This is a genomic window from Streptomyces mutabilis (assembly GCF_014649815.1).
GTDB lineage: Bacteria > Actinomycetota > Actinomycetes > Streptomycetales > Streptomycetaceae > Streptomyces > Streptomyces mutabilis.
This window is the reverse complement of sequence record NZ_BMTT01000020.1, coordinates 65,293-85,875: the sequence shown is the minus strand read 5'-3', so window position 1 is coordinate 85,875 and position 20,583 is coordinate 65,293. Positions and strand designations below refer to the sequence as shown.

Here is a 20,583-nt window from a genome sequence, read left to right as displayed (position 1 = left end):
GGAGGCCGGAGGTCCGTGGGTCCCCTGGGTCAGTGGTTGACGCCCAGGTTGCCGAAGGCCGGGTTCAGGACGCCGATGACGTTGACGCTGTTGCCGACGGCGTTCACCGGGATGTGGACCGGCGCCTGAACGACGTTGCCGGAGGCGATGCCCGGGGAACCGATGGCCTCGCCGTGGGCGACGGAGCCGTCGGTGGCGGAGGCCATGCCCGCGCCGGCGGCGATCAGCCCGCCGGCCACCATCGTCACGGCCGCTGCCTTCTTCAGGTTCTTCACTTACAAGCCCTCCTTGCGATCGCCGCGGCAGTCGCCGCAGCACGCACTGGAGAACGGCCGGGCACCGGAGAGGGTGCGCCATACGGGGGACATTCCCACGACGGTATGAATCTCGCACCGGAGGGGAACCCTCCGGGTTGCCGCAGCGTATGCGGGGTCAGCCGGCGACTCCGTGGCGCACGGCCCACAGCGCGGCCTGGGTGCGGTCCGCTAGGTCGAGCTTCATCAGGATGTTCGAGACGTGGGTCTTCACGGTCTTCTCGGACAGGACGAGGGCGCGCGCGATCTCGCGGTTGGAGCGGCCGTCCGCTATCAGACCCAGCACCTCCCGCTCCCGTTCCGTGAGGGAGCCCCCTCTGCCCTGGCCGGGGGTGCTCTCCTCCTGGGACAGCAGGGCACCCGCGACCTCTGGCTGGAGCAGGACGTGACCGGCGTGGACGGAGCGGATGGCGCCCGCCAGCGCGTCGGGGTCGACGTCCTTGTAGACGTAACCGGCGGCTCCCGCGCGCAGGGCCGGGACCACGGTGCGCTGCTCGGTGAAGCTGGTGACGATCAGCACGCGGGCGTGGTTGTCCAGCTCGCGGAGCCTGCGCAGCGCGTCCACGCCGTCCATGCCCGGCATCTTGACGTCCATGAGGATCACGTCGGGCTTCAGCTCCTCGGCGCGGTCGACGCCCTCGGCGCCGTCCGCGGCCTCCCCCACCACCTCGATGTCGTCCTGCACCTCCAGGAAGGTGCGCAGACCCCGACGGACCACCTGGTGGTCGTCGACGAGCAGGACCTTGATCGTGTCAGCCACCGGGGACCTCCATCTCGATCGTGGTGCCCTTGCCGGGCTCCGATTCCACGGTCAGCGTGCCGCCGACGCCGTTCGCCCGGTCCCGCATCGAGACCAGGCCCAGGTGGCGTCCCGCGCGGCGCACCGTGCGCGGGTCGAAGCCCCTGCCGTCGTCGGTGACCCGCAGCACCGCTCCGGTGCCGCGCCGGAGCAGCGCCACGTCGACGTGGTCCGCGGCGGCGTGGCGCAGGGCGTTGTGCAGCGCTTCCTGGGCCACGCGCAGCAGCGCTTCCTCCTGGGCGGCGGGCAGTGCCTTGACCCCGTGGCCGGCGAAGGTCACGCGCGCGGTGTGGGCGCGGTCGAGGACCTGGATCTGGGTACGGAGGGTGGCGACGAGGCCGTCCTCGTCCAGGGCGGCGGGACGCAGCTCGACGACGGCGGCGCGCAGTTCGTCGGCGGCCTCGGCGGCGAGCGCCGCGACCTGTTGGAGCTCTCCCTTCGCGCGCGCGGGGTCGCGGTCGACCAGGGTGGCGGCGGCCTGGGCGGTCAGGCGCAGGGAGAACAGTTTCTGGCTGACCGCGTCGTGCAGTTCGTGGGCGAGGCGGGAGCGTTCCTCGGCGATGGTCAGCTCGCGGCTGCGTTCGTACAGCCGGGCGTTGGTGAGGGCGATGGCGGCGTGCTGGGCGAGGATGCCCAGCAGTTCCTCGTCGTCCGCGGTGAAGCCGCAGCCGCCGGTCGGCTTCGGACAGTTCTTGTTGGCCAGGAACAGCGCGCCCATGACCTCGTCGCCGTCCCGGATGGGCAGGCCCAGGAAGTCGACCAGGTCGGGATGGGCGGAGGGCCAGCCCTCGAAGCGGGGGTCCTCGCGGACGTCGGCGAGGCGCTCGGGGGTGACCTCGTGCAGCATCGCGGCGAGGATGCCGTGCTGGCGGGGCAGGGGGCCGATGGCCTTCCACTGCTCGTCGCTGACGCCGTCGACCACGAACTGGGCGAAGCCGCCGTGGTCGTCGGGGACGCCGAGGGCGGCGTACTGCGCGTCGAGCAGCTCGCGGGCCGAGGCGACGATCGTCTTGAGGACGTCTCGCACCTCGAGGTGCCTGCTCATGGCCAGCAGCGCGGCACTGACCGCCGCGAGGCCGGACCGGGGGCCGTGACTCATGTCCTCACGGTACCGGCGGGGTGTGCCGGTGGGATCGGCCCTGTGGACGTCGTCGCCTAGGGCGGTGGGCCTAGGACCGCGGTCCCGCCCGCCGGCCCTAGGGCGAAGGACCCCGCGCGGTTGCGGCCCGTGCCCGAGGCGGCCCGCGGCGCCCGGTTCCTACGGTGAGGCCACGCCGTTCCGATCAGGAGGCGTGGACGACGAGGGGACATGTGTCATGCCGGTTGCGATCATCACGGGAGCTTCGAAGGGACTGGGGCGGGCGTTCGCCGAGGCCCTGGCGGCGCGGGGCTGGGACCTGGTGCTGGACGCCAGGACGCCGGACCCGCTCAAGGAGACGGCGGTGGCGCTGGAGGCGTACGGCAGACGCGTGGCGGCGCTGCCCGGTGACGTCACGGACGCCGGGCACCGGGCCGGTCTGGTCGCGGCGGCCCGGCGGCTGGGCGGGGTGGATCTGCTGGTCAGCAACGCCAGCGCGCTGGGAGCCGAGCCTCTGGTGCGGCTGGAGGAGCTGTCGCTCGACGGGCTGCGGCGGGTGCTGGAGGTGAACGTCGTGGCGGCGCTGGGCCTGGTGCAGGAGGCGCTGCCGTTGCTGCGGGCCGCCCGTGAGGGCGCGGTGCTCGCGGTCAGCTCGGATGCCGCGTCGCAGGCGTACGAGACGTGGGGCGGCTACGGGGCGTCCAAGGCGGCCCTGGACCAGCTGGCGGCGGTGCTGGGCGTGGAGGAGCCGGGGCTGCGGGTCTGGGCGGTCGATCCGGGGGACATGGCCACCGACCTGTACGCGGCGGCCGTGCCGGACGACGACGATCCCCGGCCCGATCCGTCGAGCGTCGTACCGGCGCTGCTGCGGCTGCTGGACGAGCGGCCGGTCGGTGGCCGCTACGGGGCGTCGGCGCTGCTGGAGGGACGGCGATGACGCTGGCAGTGCGCGTCCCGGAGGAACTGTCGGCTCGGGTGCCGGCCGAGCGGCGGGGTCCCGGGCTGGAGCGGGACGACGTACGGCTGCTGGTGTCGCGGGGCACCGAGGTGTCGCACCACGGGTTCCGGGAGCTGCCCGGACTGCTGCGGGCGGGGGACCTGCTCGTCGTCAACACGTCGGTGACGTTGGCCGCCGCCGTGGACGGGAGGGTGGGGCACGCGCGCGTGGTGGTGCATTTCTCCACGCGCGGGGACGACGGCCGGTGGGCCGTGGAGCTGCGGGAGCCCGACGGGCGCGGCACCACGCGCGCGCGTGCGGGCAGCAGGGAGGGGCTGGGAGTGCGGCTGCCGGGCGGCGGGCGGCTGGTGCTGGAGCGGCCGCTGAGTCCGGGTGCGGAGCGGTTGTGGTGGGCGCGGGTGTCCGGCGCCCGGGTGCCGGCGCTGCTGCGGGAGCACGGGCGGCCCATTCGCTACTCGTATACGGAGCGGGACCAGCCGTTGTCGGCGTACCAGACGGTGTTCGCGCTGCCGTCCGAGGACGGGACGGGCAGTGCGGAGATGCCGAGCGCGGCGCGGCCCTTCACGGCTCGCCTGGTGGCGGAGCTGGTGAGTCGGGGGATGCAGTTCGCACCGGTGAGGCTGGACACGGGGGTGGCGTCGGCGGAGTCGCACGAGCCGCCGTATCCGGAACGGTTCTCGGTGCCCGAGGCGTCGGCACGGCTGATCAACGCGGTCCGAGCGGGCGACGGGCGTGTGCTGGCCGTGGGGACCACCGCCGTGCGGGCGGTGGAGTCGGCGGCGGGTCCCGACGGGGTCGTACGGGCTCGGGCGGGATGGACCGATCTGGTCGTGACGCCGGAGCGCGGGGTGCGGGTGGTGGACGGGCTGCTGACGGGGCTGCACGAGCCGGAGGCCTCGCATCTGCTGATGCTGGAGGCGGTGGCGGGGCGGGCGGCGATCGACCGCGGGTACGAGGCGGCGGTACGCGGGCGGTACCTGTGGCACGAGTTCGGCGACGTCCATCTCCTCCTGCCGTAGAAGGGTCCGCGCAGCCCCTTACACACAGCATTGCTTCAGCAACAAAAAGTGAGAAGGGTGAGGGGTCCGTGTGAGCCCGCGCATAGGGCGCGCATCACGTACGAAGGGGAGTAGGAGAGCGACTCGTCCGTTTTGAGCGGGGCAGATGGTCCAATCTGCCCCGTTTCTCCCGTCCCTGATCCACTACCTGGGATCGTACGTCACACCTTTGCCTCCGAATTTTGCGGCCGCTAAGAATGGCTTTCGTCGCTCAGCGCCGTGGGTCGTTTCCCCGCGGCGTTCGCACCGGAAACACCAACTGTCCCCACCGGACGAGAGCGACCTCCGCGCTATTCGAAGAGGTCTATCCCGCCATGCCCAAGAACATCTTCACCCGTGGTCGCAGTATTTCCCTGAACCGCAAGCACAGGATCGTGGCCGCCGGTGTCGGCACGCTCGGCGCCGTCGCCGTCGCGCTCACCGCGGTCCCGGCCAGCGGTCAGACGACCACGAGCGAGGCCGCTCCGACGGCCAAGGTGGCGTACAGCACCAAGCAGATCCAGGACGTGCACGCCGGCGTCACCGGCCAGCTCGCCGGCGCGAGCCAGAAGGTCGCCGCCATCGAGGCGAAGCAGGAGGCGGCCGCGAAGAAGGAGACCGCCGCGAAGAAGGCCGCCGCCGAGAAGGCCGCCGCCGAGCGTGAGGCGAAGCAGTCCGCCAGCCGCTCCGCCGAGCGCACCGAGGTCAAGAAGTCCTACCCGAACAACCTCGACGGCTGGATCCGGGAGGCCCGGGCCATCATGAAGAAGCACGGCATCCCCGGCTCCTACGAGGGCATCCACCGCAACATCATGCGGGAGTCCTCCGGCAACCCGAAGGCCATCAACAACTGGGACATCAACGCCATCAACGGCATCCCGTCGAAGGGCCTGCTCCAGGTCATCCCGCCGACGTTCGAGGCCTACCACGTGCCCGGCACCCCGAAGAACATCTGGGACCCGGTCGCCAACATCGTCGCCGCGTGCAATTACGCCGCGGACAAGTACGGCACCATGGACAACGTCGACAGCGCGTACTGAGGTCGGCGCGGACCTCTTCACGACGTCGCCGACGCCGCACCGCACGGCCGAAGGGCGGCACCCTCCTGACGGGGTGCCGCCCTTCGGGGCGTTGCCGGGGCCGACGGGCCCCCTGGGTCACTTCCGCATGACCTCGGGCTCGTGGCGGCGCAGGAAGCGCGCCACGAAGAAGCCGCAGACCACGCCGAGTGCGATCAGGGCGGCCATGTCCATGCCCCAGGCGCCGACGGTGTGCTCCCACAGCGGATCGGCCTCGGCACCCTCCTCGGGCGGGCTGATCTTGTTGAAGTCCAGCGTGGCGCCGGCCGCGGCCACCGCCCAGCGCGACGGCATCAGGTACGAGAACTGGTTGACGCCGGCGGCGCCGTTCAGGGCGAAGAGACAGCCGGTGAAGACGACCTGGATGATCGCGAACATGACCAGCAGCGGCATGGTCTTCTCGGCGGTCTTCACCAGCGAGGAGATGATCAGACCGAACATCATCGAGGTGAAGCCCAGCGCCATGATCGGCAGCGACAGCTCGACGAGGGTGAGGCCGCCGAGGACGAGGCCCTCCTCGGGGATCTCGCGGGAGGCGAAGCCGATGACGCCGACCATCAGGCCCTGGAGCACGGTGATCACACCGAGCACGAACACCTTGGACATCAGGTACGCCGACCGGGACAGGCCGGTAGCCCGCTCCCGCTCGTAGATCACCCGTTCCTTGATCAGCTCGCGGACCGAGTTCGCGGCGCCGGCGAAGCAGGCGCCGACCGCGAGGATCAGCAGGACCGTGGTCGCCGTGCCGTTCGGGATGATCCGGCCGGCCGCGTTGGGCGGGTTGGGCAGCAGGCCCTTGTCGGCGTCGATGAGCAGGCTGACCGCGCCGAGTACCGCCGGGAGGATCACCATCAGGGCGAGGAAGCCCTTGTCGGAGACGATCACCGACACATAGCGCCGCACCAGCGTGACGAACTGCGACATCCAGCCCTGCGGCTTCGGCGGCTTCATCGCCTGCATCGCCGGGACCTGTACGGCCTGCGGGGCGACGGAGTCGATGTCCGCGGCGTACATCTGGTAGTGCTGCGAGCCCTTCCAGCGGCCCGCCCAGTCGTAGTCGCGGTAGTTCTCGAAGGCGGAGAAGACATCGGCCCAGGTGTCGTAGCCGAAGAAGTTCAGCGCCTCCTCGGGCGGACCGAAGTACGCCACCGAGCCGCCCGGCGCCATCACCAGCAGCTTGTCGCAGATCGCCAGCTCGGCCACCGAGTGGGTCACGACGAGGACGGTGCGGCCGTCGTCGGCGAGGCCGCGCAGCAGCTGCATGACGTCGCGGTCCATGCCCGGGTCGAGGCCGGAGGTCGGCTCGTCCAAGAAGATCAGCGACGGCTTGGTGAGCAGCTCCAGGGCGACGGAGACGCGCTTGCGCTGGCCGCCGGAGAGGGACGTGACCTTCTTGTCCTTGTGGATGTCCAGCTTCAGCTCGCGCAGCACCTCGTCGATGCGGGCGTCGCGCTCGGCGGCCGTGGTGTCGGCCGGGAAGCGGAGCTTGGCCGCGTACTTCAGGGCCCGCTTGACGGTCAGCTCCTTGTGCAGGATGTCGTCCTGCGGCACCAGACCGATGCGCTGGCGCAGCTCGGCGAACTGCTTGTACAGGTTCCGGTTGTCGTAGAGGACCTCGCCCTGGTCGGCAGGCCGGTAGCCGGTGAGCGCCTTGAGCAGGGTGGACTTGCCGGAGCCGGACGGGCCGATCACCGCGATCAGCGACTTCTCGGGCACGCCGAAGGAGACGTCCTTGAGGATCTGCTTGCCGCCGTCGACCGTGACGGTCAGGTGGCGGGCGGAGAAGGACACCTCACCGGTGTCGACGAACTCCTCGAGCCGGTCGCCGACGATCCGGAACGTCGAGTGGCCGACGCCCACGATGTCGGTCGGGCCGAGCAGCTGGGAGCCGCCCTTGGCGATCGGCAGACCGTTGACGTACGTGCCGTTGTGCGAGCCGAGGTCGCGGATCTCCATGCGCCCGTCGGGCGTCGAGTGGAACTCCGCGTGATTGCGGCTGACCTGGAGGTCGGAGACGACCAGGTCGTTCTCCAGGGCGCGGCCGATGCGCATCACGCGGCCGAGCGAGAACTGGTGGAACGTGGTGGGGCTGCGGTCGCCGTACGCCGGCGGCGCCCCCGCCGCGCCACCGGAGCCCTGCTGCTGGGGGAAGCGCGGTGCACCCTGCTGCGGTGCGGGCTGCTGCGACTGCTGGTGCTGCCAGCCCGCCTGCTGCTGCCCGTGCTGCTGTGGCGCCTGCTGCCCCTGCGGCTCCTGGGCCGGCGCCTGCTGGGCCCAGCCCGCGTTCGCACCCTGCGCGGCGTACGGCTGCTGCTGCCCCTGCGGCGTGCCGACCGGGGTCTGCGCGCCGGTCAGGCTGACGCGCGGTCCGTCGGTGGCGTTGCCCAGGTTCAGCACCGTACCGGCGCCGAGCTCCATGTGCTGGACGCGCCGCCCGTGCACGAACGTGCCGTTGGTGCTGCCGTGGTCCTCGACGACCCAACTGCGGCCGTTGAAGCTGATCGTGGCGTGACGCCAGGACACCCTGGCGTCGTCGAAGACAAGTTCCCCCTGCGGATCGCGTCCGAGCGCATACGACCGGGACGGATCGAGCGTCCAGGTCTGTCCATTGGATTCCAGTACGAGTTCCGGCACTCCAAGCCCCACTGAGTTGTCCCCCGATGCACCCCCGTCGCGGGGAGTCTAGGGATGTCGAACATCGGGGGGAACTATTTCAGGCTCGGCCCCCTGACCGAAAGTCGGGCCTTGTGAAACTTGCGTAGGCGGCCATCGGCCGCTCCCGTTGACGGGGTTGAAACCTGCCCGGAGAGTGGTGTTCCACGCGAGGGGGACATGCGCGGCAACCCCGCCGCGCCGCGGATCGGGGGGTCTGCCATGAGCGCGTCCACAAGCGTCGGAACCGACGGATACGGCACGAGGGTGCCGTGGGGTGACGTCCTGATGTCCGCCGTCGCCTCCGTGAGCTGGGCGTTGACCGGGATGGCGGGCACGGCGGCACTCGGTCTGCGCCTGCTGGGCGCGGACGCGGCGGGATCGCTGGGCCCGATGACCGCGGCGGTCGTGGCGCTCGGTGCGGGTGGTTCGGTGTCGCCGGCCGGTGATGTGTCCGCGTTCGGGCTGGAAGGGGCACAGGCGCACACGGGCATCGAGATCACGCCACTGGGTGTGGGACTGGTCGGTGCGCTCTTCCTGTCGTTCTTCTTCCTACGGTCCCTGCGGGCGGCCGGAGTTGTGGTCTCGACCGCGGAACTGCTGGCGCGCGCGAGCGCGGTGGTCGCCCTGTTCGTGGCGATGCTGGGAGGGCTGGCCTGGGTGGGTCACGACGTCATCACGACCGACGGCGGTTCGCTGGGGCTGGACGACCTGCCCGGGAGTGACGGCGGAAATGGGGGCATCGAGATTCCCGGGCTCGGGGACGTGGGCGACATCGGGGACATCGGGGACATCGGTGGGGTGCTCCCCGACCGGATCGGCGACCTGGTCGACACCGAGGCGGCCGTCGGCTTCACCGTCGACACCGGTCCGACGCTGCTGGGCGGGCTGGTCTGGTCCGTCGGGGTCCTGCTGATCGCGCTGCTGTCCTCGCGCCGCACTCCCCTGCCGCGCGGGTGCGAGGCGGTGCACCGGGTGGTGCGTCCGGCCGTGTCCGCCGTGGTCACGGTGGCGCTGGCGGCGGTCGCGGCCGGCTGGGCGGCTGCCGGCTGGGCGGCGATCGGCGCCGACCACCCCCGGCGGATCGTGGGCGCCGCGTTGCTGGGCGCGCCGAACGGCGTGTGGCTCGGCGTTCCGCTCGGCCTGTTCGTGCCGTGGGAGGGGCAGGCCACGGGCGAACTGGTGCGGGTGCTCCCCGATCCGCTGGAGGAGCTGCTGGGCGCCGGGGCGCGGGAAACGGTCACCCTCAGGCGGCTGGCGGAGCTGGACGGGCGGGTGTGGCTGCTGGGGGTGGCGGCGGCGCTGACACTGCTGCTGGCCGGGGTGCTGACGGCGGCGCGGACACCTGTGGCGCCCGGCGAGGCGCGTTCCCCGGCTTTCGCCGGGCGGTGTGCCGTGCGGCTGGGCGTGGCGACCGCGTTGACGCTGCCTCTGCTTACCTGGCTGACGGAGGTGTCCATGGACGCCTCGCTGTCCGTACACGGCATCGACGCGTTCGGCGCGGGCATCGACCTGCGCGGACAGCTCGGCACGGCGCTGTTGCTGGGTGCGGTGTGGGGCGCGGGGGCGGGGGCGGCCGGAGCGCTGTTGACACGGGTGAGCGGGGCGGCGGGGGCTCGGGCGACGGCGGTGGCACGGAGTGCCGGGGTGGTGGGGGGTTCCGGGGTGGGGGGGGACTGGTGGGGTGGTCGGGCGTGCTGGGGTAGTCGGGGGCTGTGCTGTTGGCGGGGGCGGGGGGGACGACGATGGGGGTGGCGGCGACTCAGAGGCACGCGCGGATTGGAGCGGCGGCGCGGGTGAGGGTGCTGGGAGCGCAGGCGGTACGGCGTACGCGGGGCCGCCCCCGGGGCCGTACTGGCCGGATCCTCCGCACCGGCCGGCGAACCCCGGCGCGAATCCGTATCTGCATCCGCGGGGCGGGGCCGGGGAGCCCGAGGACGCACGGCCGGAATGGGCGCGCACCCCGCCGCAGTGCGGTGCGGGTGGCGCGGCGGGGAGCGGCCCGCCCGGACCCGGCGTCAATCCGCCCGGCATGCGCCGAGCGGCCGGGCGGCCACCGAGACGGATGGTCCGGCGGCGACCTGCGGTCCCGCAGCGGCGAGCACGAATCCGACGACGGGGACGTGTCCGGCGCTCCCACGGTCGCCGGGCCGCCGGCACCGCCGCCGGGGACACCACGGCGGCCTCCACGCCCCGGGGAGCGGCCGGGCGGCAGGCCACCGTCCCGCTGGGGCGAGGGCCCGCCCCCGCCCCCTCCCCCTCCACCGCCTCCGGCACCACCGCGCCGACCGAGGGGCGACGGCCGGTGAACGAAGGACGCCGAGGGAACGGGGCCGGGCCGGGCCTCCGCACGCCGTCCCCGCAGTGACCGGCCGTCGCTCCCGACCGTCCTGCCCGGCCGGGGCCCGCCGCTCCCCTCCCACACCTCCGGCACCACCGCGCCGACCGTGCCGCATTACAGGTACGCCGATGCCTCCCCGCCTCGCGCGCGGCCGCCCACCACGGGCCGGAGGGCCACCGGGACGGCGGTCACCGCCGCACAGGCAGGAGCCAGACGCCCCGCTCCTGCCTCCCCGGCTGTATCCCCCGGCCCATCCCCGGCCCAGGCCGCCGAGGGGGCGCACGCGGCGGACAATGGGAGGCGCGGACGCGGGTCGGGCCCGCCGTGGGCGCCGTGTCCGTCAGGCGGACCTCGGGGACAGGAGGCACCGGGTGCCGGATACGGTTGGAGCACCATGAGCGCTTCGCAGACCTCTGACGTTCCCACGCTTCTCGTCAAGATCTTCGGCAAGGACCGACCGGGCATCACGGCCGGCCTGTTCGACACCCTCGCCGCCTACTCCGTCGACGTGGTCGACATCGAGCAGGTCGTCACCCGTGGCCGGATCGTGCTGTGCGCGCTGGTCACCGAGCCGCCCCGGGGCCTGGAGGGCGATCTGCGCGCGACCGTCCACAGCTGGGCGGAGTCGCTGAAGCTGCAGGCCGAGATCATCTCCGGCATCGGTGACAACCGGCCGCGCGGTCTCGGCCGCTCCCTGGTCACGGTGCTGGGCCACCCGCTCACCGCCGAGGCGACGGCCGCCATAGCGGCCCGGATCACCGAGTCCGGCAGCAACATCGACCGCATTTTCCGGCTCGCCAAGTATCCCGTGACCGCCGTCGAGTTCGCGGTGTCCGGTGTGGAGACCGAGCCGCTGCGCACCGCGCTGGCGACCGAGGCCGCGGCGCTCGGTGTGGACGTCGCGGTGGTCTCGGCCGGCCTGCACCGGCGGGCGCAGCGCCTGGTGGTGATGGACGTGGACTCCACGCTGATCCAGGACGAGGTCATCGAGTTGTTCGCCGCGCACGCCGGCTGTGAGGACAAGGTCGCCGAGGTCACGGCGGCCGCCATGCGCGGGGAGCTGGACTTCGAGCAGTCGCTGCACGCACGCGTGGCGCTGCTGGCCGGGCTGGACGCGTCGGTGGTGGAGAAGGTGCGCGGCCAGGTGCGGCTGACGCCGGGTGCCCGCACGCTGATCCGCACCCTGAAGCGGCTCGGGTATCAGGTGGGGGTCGTCTCCGGCGGCTTCACCCAGGTCACCGACGATCTGCAGGAGAAGCTGGGGCTGGACTTCGCCCAGGCCAACACGCTGGAGATCGTCGACGGGAGACTGACCGGGCGGGTCACCGGGGAGATCGTGGACCGCGCGGGCAAGGCGCGGCTGCTGCGGCGGTTCGCCGCCGAGGCGGGCGTGCCGCTGTCGCAGACGGTGGCGATCGGTGACGGGGCCAACGACCTGGACATGCTGAACGCGGCCGGGCTCGGCGTGGCCTTCAACGCCAAGCCGGTGGTGCGCGAGGCGGCGCACACCGCGGTGAACGTGCCCTTCCTGGACACGGTCCTGTACCTGCTGGGCATCACCCGCGAGGAGGTCGAGGCGGCGGACACGCTGGACGAGGGCCTCGGCGACAGCCTGGGCCGGCCCCTCGACGCAATCTGACCGGCACCCCCGACCGGGGTCGACCGGCACCTCCCGTCGGCACCTCCCGACCGGATCCGGCCGGGCTTCGTCGACCGGGGCCGACCGGGCTTCCTCGGCCGCATTCGGTCGGGGGGCGGGAGGCGCTGCGGCGCGGGCCCGGAACCCGTGCCGCCCGGGCCTGTCGCGCGGGGTCGGATCAGTCGGTCGGCGCCCAGTAGTCGACCAGGGAGGCCACGCCCGGCTCCACGTCCTTCCAGGAACCGTCGAAGGTCAGCACGGCGAAGGCGGCCGTCGGAAAGCCGCGGCGGCCCATCCGCTCGCGGGCTTCGTCCTCGGCCGAGCCCGCCAGAATCTCGGCGAGTCCCTCCATGCCCGGGTTGTGGCCGATCACCAGTACGTTCCGCAGGTCGTCGGGGGTCTCGTTGAGCACGGCGATCAGCTCGCCGGGCGATGCCTCGTAGATGCGCTCCTCGTAGACGGTTTTCGGCCGCTGCGGGAACTCCGCGACGGCGAGCTTCCAGGTCTCGCGGGTCCGGGTCGAGGTGGAGCACAGGGCTTGGTCGAAGGGGACTCCGGTGTCCGCGAGCCGGCGTCCGGCCTCTGCGGCGTCCTTGCGGCCCCGCTCGGCGAGCGGCCGCTCGTGGTCGGTCACCTGTGGCCAGTCGGCTTTCGCATGCCGGAAGAGGACGATCCTGCGGGATTCTGCGACGCTCATGGCATCCAGCTTCGCATGAAACAGGCCACGGGGCGCAGGGAGTTGACATGCGGATTCGCCCTCCGTGGGCGCGCGTCCGGGGCGCGGTCCGGCCTCAGCGTGCGATCAGCTGCCGCAGCCACTCCATGAGGTGGGCGATCGCGGGTTCGCCCGCGGCGGCGTGGGCGTCGGAGGGATCGAGTATCAGCAGGAGCAGGGTCACGAAGGCGAGCACGGGCAGGGCGAGGGCCCACCAGGGCAGCCGGATGTCGACGCCGCGCCGGGTCGCCCGGGGAGGCCGGGTGTGGGTAGGGGCCGACATGAGTGCCTCCGCTGGTCTTCGGGCGTCCCTGGTCCGTGCTGCGCGGCCCGCCTGGAGCGGGCACATCTCGAAGCTACGGAATCCGCGGGCCCCGACCCATCCGGAAGTCCACCCACTTGACCCTGACCCTCACCCCCTAGGGGACGGGGGGGGGTTGACCCCACCCTAGGACCGTGTCACGGCGAGGCGATCGTGGCCACGATGCCGATGATCACGAAGATCGCGAGGAAGGAGCCGAAGACGATCAGCATCTTCTTCTGGCCGTGCTGCGGGTTCGGGTCGAGGACTGGCATGCGGCCAAGTCTCGCATCCGCCACCCTCACCCGGGCCGGCGGGCCGGGTCAGCGGGCCGCCTCCTCCTCCACCGTGCGGTCGCGCCCCGCGAGGACGCCCACGATGATCTGCGGCACCATCATGGCGCTCATCAGCGCGATCGGCAGGCCCCAGCCCCCGCTGTGCTGATAGAGCACGCCCACCAGCAGCGGCCCCGGGATGGAGATCAGGTAGCCGGTGCTCTGCGCGAAGGCGGACAGCTGGGCGACGCCCGCGCCGGTCCTGGCTCGCATCCCGACCATGGTCAGCGCGAGCGGGAAGGCGCAGTTGGAGACGCCGAGGAGCAGCGCCCAGACCCAGGCGCCGCCGGCCGGGGCGAAGTACAGGCCGGCGTATCCGGCGAGTCCGCACACGCCCAGTACGAGCACGATCGGGCCCTGGTGGGGCAGGCGGGTGGCCACGCGGGGGATGACGAACGCGAGCGGCACGCCCATCACCATGATGACGGCGAGCAGCAGACCGGCGGTGCCGGCGGACACGCCCGCGTCCCGGAAGATCTGCGCCATCCAGCCCATCGTGATGTAGGCGGCGGTGGCCTGGAGGCCGAAGAAGACCGCGAGCGCCCATGCCGTACGGCTGCGGGTGATGCGCAGCGGGGGTTGCTCGACCGGGCGGCCGTCCGCGTCCGCACGCGGCGCGTCGGCCTCGGCGGAGTCGGCGGACGACAGGGCCTTCCGGGCCCGTACGAACGGGATCCAGGACAGGGCGGCCGCCGCACCCAGCACGGCCCACACCGCGAGGCCGGGCTGCCAGTGCCCGCCCAGCGCGTCCGTCACCGGAACGGTCGCCGCGGCGGCGATCGAAGTGCCGAAGGCGAGGGCCATGGAGTAGAGGCCGGTCATGGAGCCGACCCGGTCGGGGAAGAAGCGCTTGACGATGACCGGCATCAGTACGTTGCTGAGCGCGATGCCCATGAGGGCGAGGGCGGTGGCGGCCAGGAAGCCCGCCGTACCGCCGGCATACGGGCGTATCAGCAGGCCGGCGGTGATGGCGACCATGCCGCCGAAGACCACCGCGCCGGGGCCGAAGCGGCGGGCCAGCCGCGGGGCGGCGACCCCGAAGACGGCGAAGCAGAGCGGGGGCACGGAGGTGAGCAGTCCGGCGACGCTGCCGCTCATGCCGAGCCCGTCGCGGACCTCCTCCAGAAGCGCGCCCAGGCTCGTGATGGCAGGGCGCAGGTTGACCGCGGCCAGCACGATCGCGAGGACGAGCAGACGGGTCATCCACGGCGTCCACGCGCGCGTGCCGGACGCCTGAGGCGCCTCACCGGGTACCCGGGCGCCGGGCACCGCCGGTGCACCGGTTGTCGCGGGCCGCGTGGTCCCGGTCCGTGTCTCCGTCGCTGTCTCCGTCGGCGTCTCCGTCCGTGTCTCGGTCCGGGTTTCGTCACTAGCCATGAGACCGATCATAGAATCATGGGATGATTGATTGTCCACTCGCTTGTCGACACCCGCGTGAAGGTGAGCCATGCCCCTGAGCCATCCCCGCCGCTCGGCGCTGTCCGAGCAGGTCATCGCGGCGTTGCGGCAGCAGATCGCCTCGGGCGAGTGGCCGGTGGGCTCCCGGATCCCGACGGAGCCCGAGCTGGTCGACCAGCTCGGGGTCGCCCGGAACACGGTCCGAGAGGCGGTCCGCGCGCTGGCCCACAACGGCCTGCTGGACATCCGCCAGGGCTCCGGTACGTACGTCGTGGCGACCAGCGAGCTGGCCGGCGTGATGCAGCGCCGCTTCGCCGAGGCCGACCCGCGGCACATCGCCGAGCTGCGCTCCACCCTTGAGTCCGCCGCTGCACGGCTCGCCGCCGAGCGACGCACGGAGAAGGACCTCAAACAGCTCGACGCGCTCCTCGCGCGCCGCGAGGACGCCTGGCAGACGGGCGACGCGGAGGCGTACGTGACGGCGGACTCGACCTTCCACCTGGCCGTCGTGGCGGCCTCGCACAACGACGTGATGACCGCCATGTACGCGGACCTCGGCGAGGTGATGCGGGACTGGCTGCGCGTGGACGTCGGCGGCGAGCTGACGCCGGAGACGCGCATGGACCACACCCGGCTGGTCGACGCGATCCGCGCGGGGGACGCCGAGACGGCGCACGCGGAGGCCGCGGGCTACCCGTTCCAGTGCCGCACGGGCCGGATCAGCTGATCAGCTCCCCCGCACGTGGCTGACCCAGGCCGCCCGGACCTCCTTCCAGCACCGGCCGTCCAGGCGCACGGTCTGCGCGGGGGCGGCCACCACCGGGGAGGTGTCGCTGTCGAGGTCCCACCAGTGCTCGCACTCGACGTGCAGGCGCACATGATCGGGCCCCGGGTAGGGGTTGTGGCAGTAGGCGGTCACGTCGGATCCGTCGACGCGTACCCGGCACGCGGAGCCGAACGGCTCGTCCGACGCGGCGTCCCCGGTGTCGCCGGCCTTCGTGACCGTCACGCGCGCGTGGGACACCGCTTCGTAGGGGAGGATCAGCACGCAGGCGACGGCGAGGGTCGCTGAGGCCAGACGGTGGAGGGGACGCACAAGGGACCTCCTCGGCCGGCTGGGAGGGTGAAGCGCGTGGTGAACTCGTACTTCAGCGTGCGTCCCGCCCGGCCGGGACGCCCGGCCGACTGAGCCGAACGGGTGACGCGCCCACGGTCATACGCCGAGGGCCCGCACCCGGGTGGGTGCGGGCCCCGCGGGGGCGTCCGGTCAGGCGCCGATGGCGTGCAGACCGCCGTCCACGTGGACGATCTCGCCCGTGGTCTTCGGGAACCAGTCGCTGAGCAGCGCGACGATGCCGCGGCCGGCCGGCTCGGGGTCCTTGAGGTCCCACTCCAGCGGGGACCGGCTGTCCCACACCGAGGCCAGTTCCCCGAAGCCCGGGATGGACTTGGCGGCCATGGAGCCGATCGGCCCCGCCGAGACCAGGTTGCAGCGGATGTTCTGCTTGCCCAGGTCGCGGGCCATGTAGCGGCTGGTGGCCTCCAGCGCGGCCTTGGCCGGGCCCATCCAGTCGTACTGCGGCCAGGCGTACTGCGCGTCGAAGGTGAGGCCGACGACCGAGCCGCCGTTCTGCATCAGCGGCAGGCAGGCCATGGTCAGCGACTTCAGGGAGTACGCCGAGACGTGCATGGCCGTGGCGACCGACTCGAACGGCGTGTTCAGGAAGTTGCCGCCGAGCGCGTCCTGCGGGGCGAAGCCGATGGAGTGGACGACGCCGTCGAGGCCGCCCAGCTCCTCGCCGACGACGTCGGCCAGGCGCCCGAGGTGCTCGTCGTTGGTGACGTCCAGCTCGATGACCTTGGTGGGCTTGGGCAGCTTCTTGGCGATGCGCTCGGTCAGCGTGGGCCGCGGGAACGCGGTCAGGATGATCTCGGCGCCCTGCTCCTGCGCCAGCTTGGCGGCGTGGAAGGCGATGGAGGACTCCATCAGCACACCGGTGATCAGGACGCGCTTGCCCTCGAGGATTCCGCTCATGGTGATCAGTGACCCATTCCCAGTCCGCCGTCAACGGGGATGACGGCTCCAGTGATGTACGAGGCGTCGTCCGAGGTGAGGAACCGCACCGTCGCGGCGATCTCCTCCGGCCGCGCGTACCGCGCCAGCGGCACCTGCGAGAGGATCGCGGCCTGCTGCTCTTCGGTGAGCGCCTTGGTCATGTCGGTGTCGACGAAGCCGGGCGCGACGACGTTGAAGGTGATGTTGCGCGACCCCAGCTCACGGGCGAGGGAGCGCGCGAAGCCGACCAGGGCGGCCTTGGAAGCGGCGTAGTTCGCCTGCCCCGCGGAGCCGAGGAGCCCGACCACCGACGAGATCAGCACGACGCGGCCCTTCTTGGCCCGCAGCATGCCGCGGTTGGCGCGCTTGACGACGCGGAAGGTACCGGTGAGGTTGGTGTCGACGACGGAGGTGAAGTCCTCCTCCGACATGCGCATCAGGAGCTGGTCCTTGGTGACGCCGGCGTTGGCGACGAGGACCTCGACCGGACCGTGCGTCTCCTCGATCTCCTTGTAGGCCTGCTCCACCTGCTCGCTGTCGGTGATGTCGCACTTGACGGCCAGGAAGCCGGCGGGGGGCTCACCCGAGCGGTACGTGATCGCGACCTTGTCGCCGGCTTCGGCGAATGCGCGGGCGATGGCGAGGCCGATGCCCCGGTTGCCTCCGGTGACGAGAACCGAGCGGCTCAACGGATCACCCTTTCGATAGCGGTCTGGCACACCCGCCCGGACCCGTGGAGAGCAGGCGGCTTCCTCGAAAACCTATCGGTCGGGGAGCGGCCGGGGACATTCGGGCACCGACAGTGGCTCACGGGAGTGACTGTCGGATCCCTACAGAAACCGTGCGCGGGCCGGAGGGAAACCTCTGGTCCGGGGGCGTGATGGGCGACATGATCGGAGCGACCACGGACCGTCACGCCCGGTCCGCCCCGGACCCCTCCACGTCGACAGAAAGAGACGCAGGTGCCCCATAGCATCGACGAAGCCTTCACGGCACTCCCCCTACGCGCCCTCGCCGACGCCGCCCTCGCCCGCGCGCGTGCGCTCGGCGCGGAGCACGCCGACTTCCGGCTGGAGCGGGTGCGCAACGCCTCCTTGCGCCTCAGGGACGCCAAGCCCGCCGGGTCCTCGGACACCACCGACCTCGGGTACGCGGTGCGCGTGGTGCACGGCGGCACCTGGGGCTTCGCGTCCGGGGTGGACCTGACGATGGACGCCGCCGCCCGGGTCGCCTCCCAGGCGGTGGCGATGGCGAAGCTGTCCGCGCAGGTGATCAAGGCGGCCGGGTCGGACGAGCGGGTGGAGCTGGCCGACGAGCCCGTGCACGCCGACAAGACCTGGATCTCGGCGTACGAGATCGACCCGTTCACCGTGCCCGACGCGGAGAGGTCTGCCCTGCTGGCCGACTGGAGCGCGCGCCTGCTGGCGGCGGACGGGGTCGATCACGTCGACGCCTCGCTGCTCACCGTCCACGAGAACAAGTTCTACGCCGACACCGCCGGGACCGTGACCACGCAGCAGCGGGTGCGGCTGCACCCGGTGCTGACCGCCGTGTCCGTGGACGACTCCAGCGGCGAGTTCGACTCCATGCGCACCCTCGCGCCGCCCGCCGGGCGCGGCTGGGAGTACCTGACCGGCACCGGCTGGGACTGGGACTCCGAGCTGGCCGGGATCCCGGAGCTGCTGGCGGAGAAGATGCGGGCGCCTAGTGTCGAGGCGGGTCTGTACGACCTGGTCGTGGACCCGTCCAACCTGTGGCTGACCATCCACGAGTCCATCGGGCACGCCACCGAGCTGGACCGCGCCCTCGGCTACGAGGCCGCCTACGCCGGCACCTCCTTCGCCACCTTCGACCAGTTGGGCAAGCTCCGCTACGGCTCGGAGCTGATGAACGTCACCGGCGACCGCACCGCCGAACACGGGCTGGCGACCATCGGGTACGACGACGAGGGCGTCGCGGGCCAATCCTGGGACCTGGTGAAGGACGGGACGCTGGTGGGCTACCAGCTGGACCGGCGGATCGCGCGGCTCACCGGGTTCGAGCGGTCCAACGGGTGCGCCTACGCCGACTCCCCCGCCCACGTGCCGGTGCAGCGCATGGCCAACGTGTCGCTGCGGCCGGATCCCGGCGGGCTGTCCACGGAGGACCTGATCGGGGGTGTGGAGCGCGGGATCTACGTCGTCGGGGACCGGTCCTGGAGCATCGACATGCAGCGCTACAACTTCCAGTTCACCGGTCAGCGGTTCTTCCGGATCGAGAACGGGCGGCTCGCCGGTCAGCTGCGGGACGTGGCGTACCAGGCGACGACCACCGACTTCTGGGGGTCCATGGCGGCTGTCGGCGGGCCGCAGACGTACGTCCTGGGCGGCGCCTTCAACTGCGGCAAGGCCCAGCCGGGGCAGGTCGCGGCCGTCTCGCACGGCTGCCCGTCGGCCCTCTTCAAGGGAGTCAACATTCTGAACACCACGCAGGAGGCGGGTCGATGAGCGCGCGCACGAGCAGGCCGCACGAGATCGTCGAGCGGGCGCTGGAGCTGTCCCGGGCCGACGGCTGCGTCGTCATCGCCGACGAGGAGTCCACCGCCAACCTGCGCTGGGCGGGCAACGCGCTCACCACCAACGGCGTCACGCGCGGGCGCACGCTCACCGTCGTCGCCACCGTGGACGGCCGGGAGGGCACGGCCTCGGGGGTCGTGTCGCGCTCGGCCCTGACCGTGGACGAACTGGAGCCCCTGGTGCGGGCCGCGGAGGCCGCCGCGCACGGCGCCGGTCCGGCCGAGGACGCGCAGCCGCTGGTCGCGGACGTTCCCGCCTCGCCCGACTTCACCGACGCGCCCGCGGAGACGTCGTCGGCCGTGTTCGCGGACTTCGCGCCGGCCCTCGGGGAGGCCTTCGCCCGCGCTCGTGCGGGCGGCCGGGAGCTGTACGGGTTCGCCAACCACGAAACGACGTCGACGTACATGGGTACGTCCACCGGGCTCCGGCTCCGCCACGACCAGCCCAACGGGACGCTGGAGCTGAACGCCAAGTCACGGGACCGCACCCGGTCGGCGTGGGCGGGCCGGGCCACGCGGGACTTCAAGGACGTGGACCCGGCGGTGCTCGACGCCGAGCTGGCCGTGCGGCTGGGCTGGGCCGAGCGGCGGGTGGAGCTGCCCGCCGGACGGTACGAGACGCTGCTGCCGCCGACCGCGGTCGCCGACCTGCTGATCTACCAGTTCTGGTCGGCGTCGGGACGGGACGCGGCCGAGGGGCGCACGGTGTTCTCGAAGCCGGGCGGCGGCACGCGCGTGGGCGAGCGGCTCGGCGGGCTGCCGCTGACGCTGCGCAGCGATCCGCACGAGCCGGGTCTGGAGTGCGCGCCCTTCGTCGTCGCGCACTCGTCCGGCGGCGACCGGTCGGTGTTCGACAACGGGCTGCCGGTGGCGGCGACCGACTGGATCCGCGCGGGTGAGCTGCACCGGCTGGCGACCACCCGGCACAGCGCCGGGTTGACCGGTCTGCCGGTGGCCCCGGCGATCGGCAACCTGGTCCTGGACGGCGGCGACCCCGACCGGTCCCTGGAGGAGATGGTCGCCGGCACCTCGCGCGGGCTGCTGCTCACCTGCCTCTGGTACATCCGCGAGGTCGACCCGGCGACGCTGCTGCTGACCGGGCTCACCCGGGACGGCGTCTACCTCGTCGAGGACGGCGAGGTGGTCGGCGAGGTGAACAACTTCCGGTTCAACGAGTCGCCGGTGAGTCTGCTGGGCCGGGCCACGGAGGCGGGGCGTACGGAGAAGACGCTGCCCAGGGAGTGGGGCGACTGGTTCACCAGGGCCGCGATGCCGGCGCTGCGCGTCCCCGATTTCAATATGAGCTCTGTCAGTCAGGGCGTATAAC

19 protein-coding genes are annotated in these 20,583 nt (G+C 72.3%); 8 read left to right on the top strand and 11 right to left on the bottom strand.

The window, feature by feature from the left end:
- Positions 1-29 precede the first annotated feature (29 nt).
- The 3 genes from chpE to IE142_RS29585 form a co-directional block, all read right to left on the bottom strand.
- Positions 30-275, bottom strand: a complete 246-nt coding sequence (gene chpE, locus IE142_RS29595; RefSeq protein ID WP_043374570.1) for a chaplin ChpE — start codon at positions 273-275, stop codon at positions 30-32.
- A 157-nt stretch (positions 276-432) separates the two neighbouring features.
- Positions 433-1,074 (bottom strand): response regulator, encoded by a 642-nt coding sequence (locus IE142_RS29590; RefSeq protein WP_191888579.1) that lies wholly within the window; start codon positions 1,072-1,074, stop codon positions 433-435.
- A complete protein-coding gene (locus IE142_RS29585; protein ID WP_191888578.1) occupies positions 1,067-2,212 on the bottom strand; it encodes a GAF domain-containing sensor histidine kinase in 1,146 nt (381 codons plus the stop codon). The genes IE142_RS29590 and IE142_RS29585 overlap by 8 nt, the downstream gene beginning before the upstream one ends.
- Positions 2,213-2,429: 217 nt before the next feature.
- On the opposite strand from IE142_RS29585, the gene IE142_RS29580 reads away from it, so the two are divergent.
- From IE142_RS29580 to IE142_RS29570, 3 genes are all read left to right on the top strand, one after another.
- On the top strand, positions 2,430-3,128 hold the full coding sequence (locus IE142_RS29580; RefSeq protein ID WP_191888577.1) for an SDR family NAD(P)-dependent oxidoreductase: 699 nt from the start codon (positions 2,430-2,432) through the stop codon (positions 3,126-3,128).
- Positions 3,125-4,168: an S-adenosylmethionine:tRNA ribosyltransferase-isomerase gene (locus IE142_RS29575; RefSeq protein ID WP_191888576.1), complete on the top strand. Its 1,044-nt coding sequence runs from the start codon at positions 3,125-3,127 to the stop codon at positions 4,166-4,168. The genes IE142_RS29580 and IE142_RS29575 overlap by 4 nt, the downstream gene beginning before the upstream one ends.
- Before the next feature lie 353 nt (positions 4,169-4,521).
- Positions 4,522-5,226: a transglycosylase SLT domain-containing protein gene (locus IE142_RS29570; protein ID WP_191888575.1), complete on the top strand. Its 705-nt coding sequence runs from the start codon at positions 4,522-4,524 to the stop codon at positions 5,224-5,226.
- A gap of 117 nt (positions 5,227-5,343) precedes the next feature.
- On the opposite strand, the gene IE142_RS29565 is transcribed toward IE142_RS29570, so the two are convergent.
- Complete coding sequence (locus tag IE142_RS29565; RefSeq protein WP_191888574.1) at positions 5,344-7,899, bottom strand: ABC transporter ATP-binding protein/permease; 2,556 nt, start codon at positions 7,897-7,899, stop codon at positions 5,344-5,346.
- A gap of 240 nt (positions 7,900-8,139) precedes the next feature.
- On the opposite strand from IE142_RS29565, the gene IE142_RS37040 reads away from it, so the two are divergent.
- Together IE142_RS37040 and serB are read left to right on the top strand one after the other, a co-directional pair.
- Positions 8,140-9,717 carry a streptophobe family protein gene (locus IE142_RS37040; protein ID WP_268252986.1) on the top strand — a complete coding sequence of 526 codons (1,578 nt, stop codon included), beginning with the start codon at positions 8,140-8,142 and terminating at the stop codon, positions 9,715-9,717.
- Positions 9,718-10,652: 935 nt separating this feature from the next.
- The gene (gene serB, locus IE142_RS29555) at positions 10,653-11,897 is read left to right on the top strand and encodes a phosphoserine phosphatase SerB (protein WP_191888573.1); all 1,245 of its coding nucleotides are present in this window, start codon (positions 10,653-10,655) and stop codon (positions 11,895-11,897) included.
- A gap of 178 nt (positions 11,898-12,075) precedes the next feature.
- Here serB and IE142_RS29550 read toward each other — a convergent pair whose 3' ends face one another.
- The 4 genes from IE142_RS29550 to IE142_RS29540 form a co-directional block, all read right to left on the bottom strand.
- The gene (locus IE142_RS29550) at positions 12,076-12,594 is read right to left on the bottom strand and encodes a SixA phosphatase family protein (RefSeq protein WP_043374556.1); all 519 of its coding nucleotides are present in this window, start codon (positions 12,592-12,594) and stop codon (positions 12,076-12,078) included.
- A 94-nt stretch (positions 12,595-12,688) separates the two neighbouring features.
- Positions 12,689-12,895, bottom strand: coding sequence for a hypothetical protein (locus IE142_RS29545; protein ID WP_191888572.1), 207 nt, complete (start codon positions 12,893-12,895; stop codon positions 12,689-12,691).
- 176 nt (positions 12,896-13,071) lie between these two features.
- Positions 13,072-13,188, bottom strand: a complete 117-nt coding sequence (locus IE142_RS37425; RefSeq protein WP_019329374.1) for an SGM_5486 family transporter-associated protein — start codon at positions 13,186-13,188, stop codon at positions 13,072-13,074.
- A gap of 48 nt (positions 13,189-13,236) precedes the next feature.
- On the bottom strand, positions 13,237-14,637 hold the full coding sequence (locus IE142_RS29540) for a CynX/NimT family MFS transporter (protein WP_191888571.1): 1,401 nt from the start codon (positions 14,635-14,637) through the stop codon (positions 13,237-13,239).
- A gap of 58 nt (positions 14,638-14,695) precedes the next feature.
- On the opposite strand from IE142_RS29540, the gene IE142_RS29535 reads away from it, so the two are divergent.
- On the top strand, positions 14,696-15,373 hold the full coding sequence (locus IE142_RS29535) for a FadR/GntR family transcriptional regulator (RefSeq protein WP_043374550.1): 678 nt from the start codon (positions 14,696-14,698) through the stop codon (positions 15,371-15,373).
- Here IE142_RS29535 and IE142_RS29530 read toward each other — a convergent pair whose 3' ends face one another.
- From IE142_RS29530 to fabG, 3 genes are all read right to left on the bottom strand, one after another.
- Complete coding sequence (locus IE142_RS29530) at positions 15,374-15,742, bottom strand: hypothetical protein (protein ID WP_191888570.1); 369 nt, start codon at positions 15,740-15,742, stop codon at positions 15,374-15,376.
- Between the two features lie 171 nt (positions 15,743-15,913).
- The gene (gene fabI, locus IE142_RS29525; RefSeq protein WP_019329370.1) at positions 15,914-16,681 is read right to left on the bottom strand and encodes an enoyl-ACP reductase FabI; all 768 of its coding nucleotides are present in this window, start codon (positions 16,679-16,681) and stop codon (positions 15,914-15,916) included.
- A gap of 5 nt (positions 16,682-16,686) precedes the next feature.
- Entirely contained in the window at positions 16,687-17,391 is a 705-nt protein-coding gene (fabG, locus tag IE142_RS29520) for a 3-oxoacyl-[acyl-carrier-protein] reductase (RefSeq protein WP_191888569.1), read from the bottom strand.
- 273 nt (positions 17,392-17,664) lie between these two features.
- Between fabG and IE142_RS29515 the strand changes: the two genes are divergently transcribed.
- Together IE142_RS29515 and IE142_RS29510 are read left to right on the top strand one after the other, a co-directional pair.
- The gene (locus tag IE142_RS29515) at positions 17,665-19,188 is read left to right on the top strand and encodes a TldD/PmbA family protein (RefSeq protein ID WP_191888568.1); all 1,524 of its coding nucleotides are present in this window, start codon (positions 17,665-17,667) and stop codon (positions 19,186-19,188) included.
- Positions 19,185-20,582 (top strand): metallopeptidase TldD-related protein, encoded by a 1,398-nt coding sequence (locus IE142_RS29510; RefSeq protein WP_191888567.1) that lies wholly within the window; start codon positions 19,185-19,187, stop codon positions 20,580-20,582. The genes IE142_RS29515 and IE142_RS29510 overlap by 4 nt, the downstream gene beginning before the upstream one ends.
- Position 20,583 lies beyond the last annotated feature (1 nt).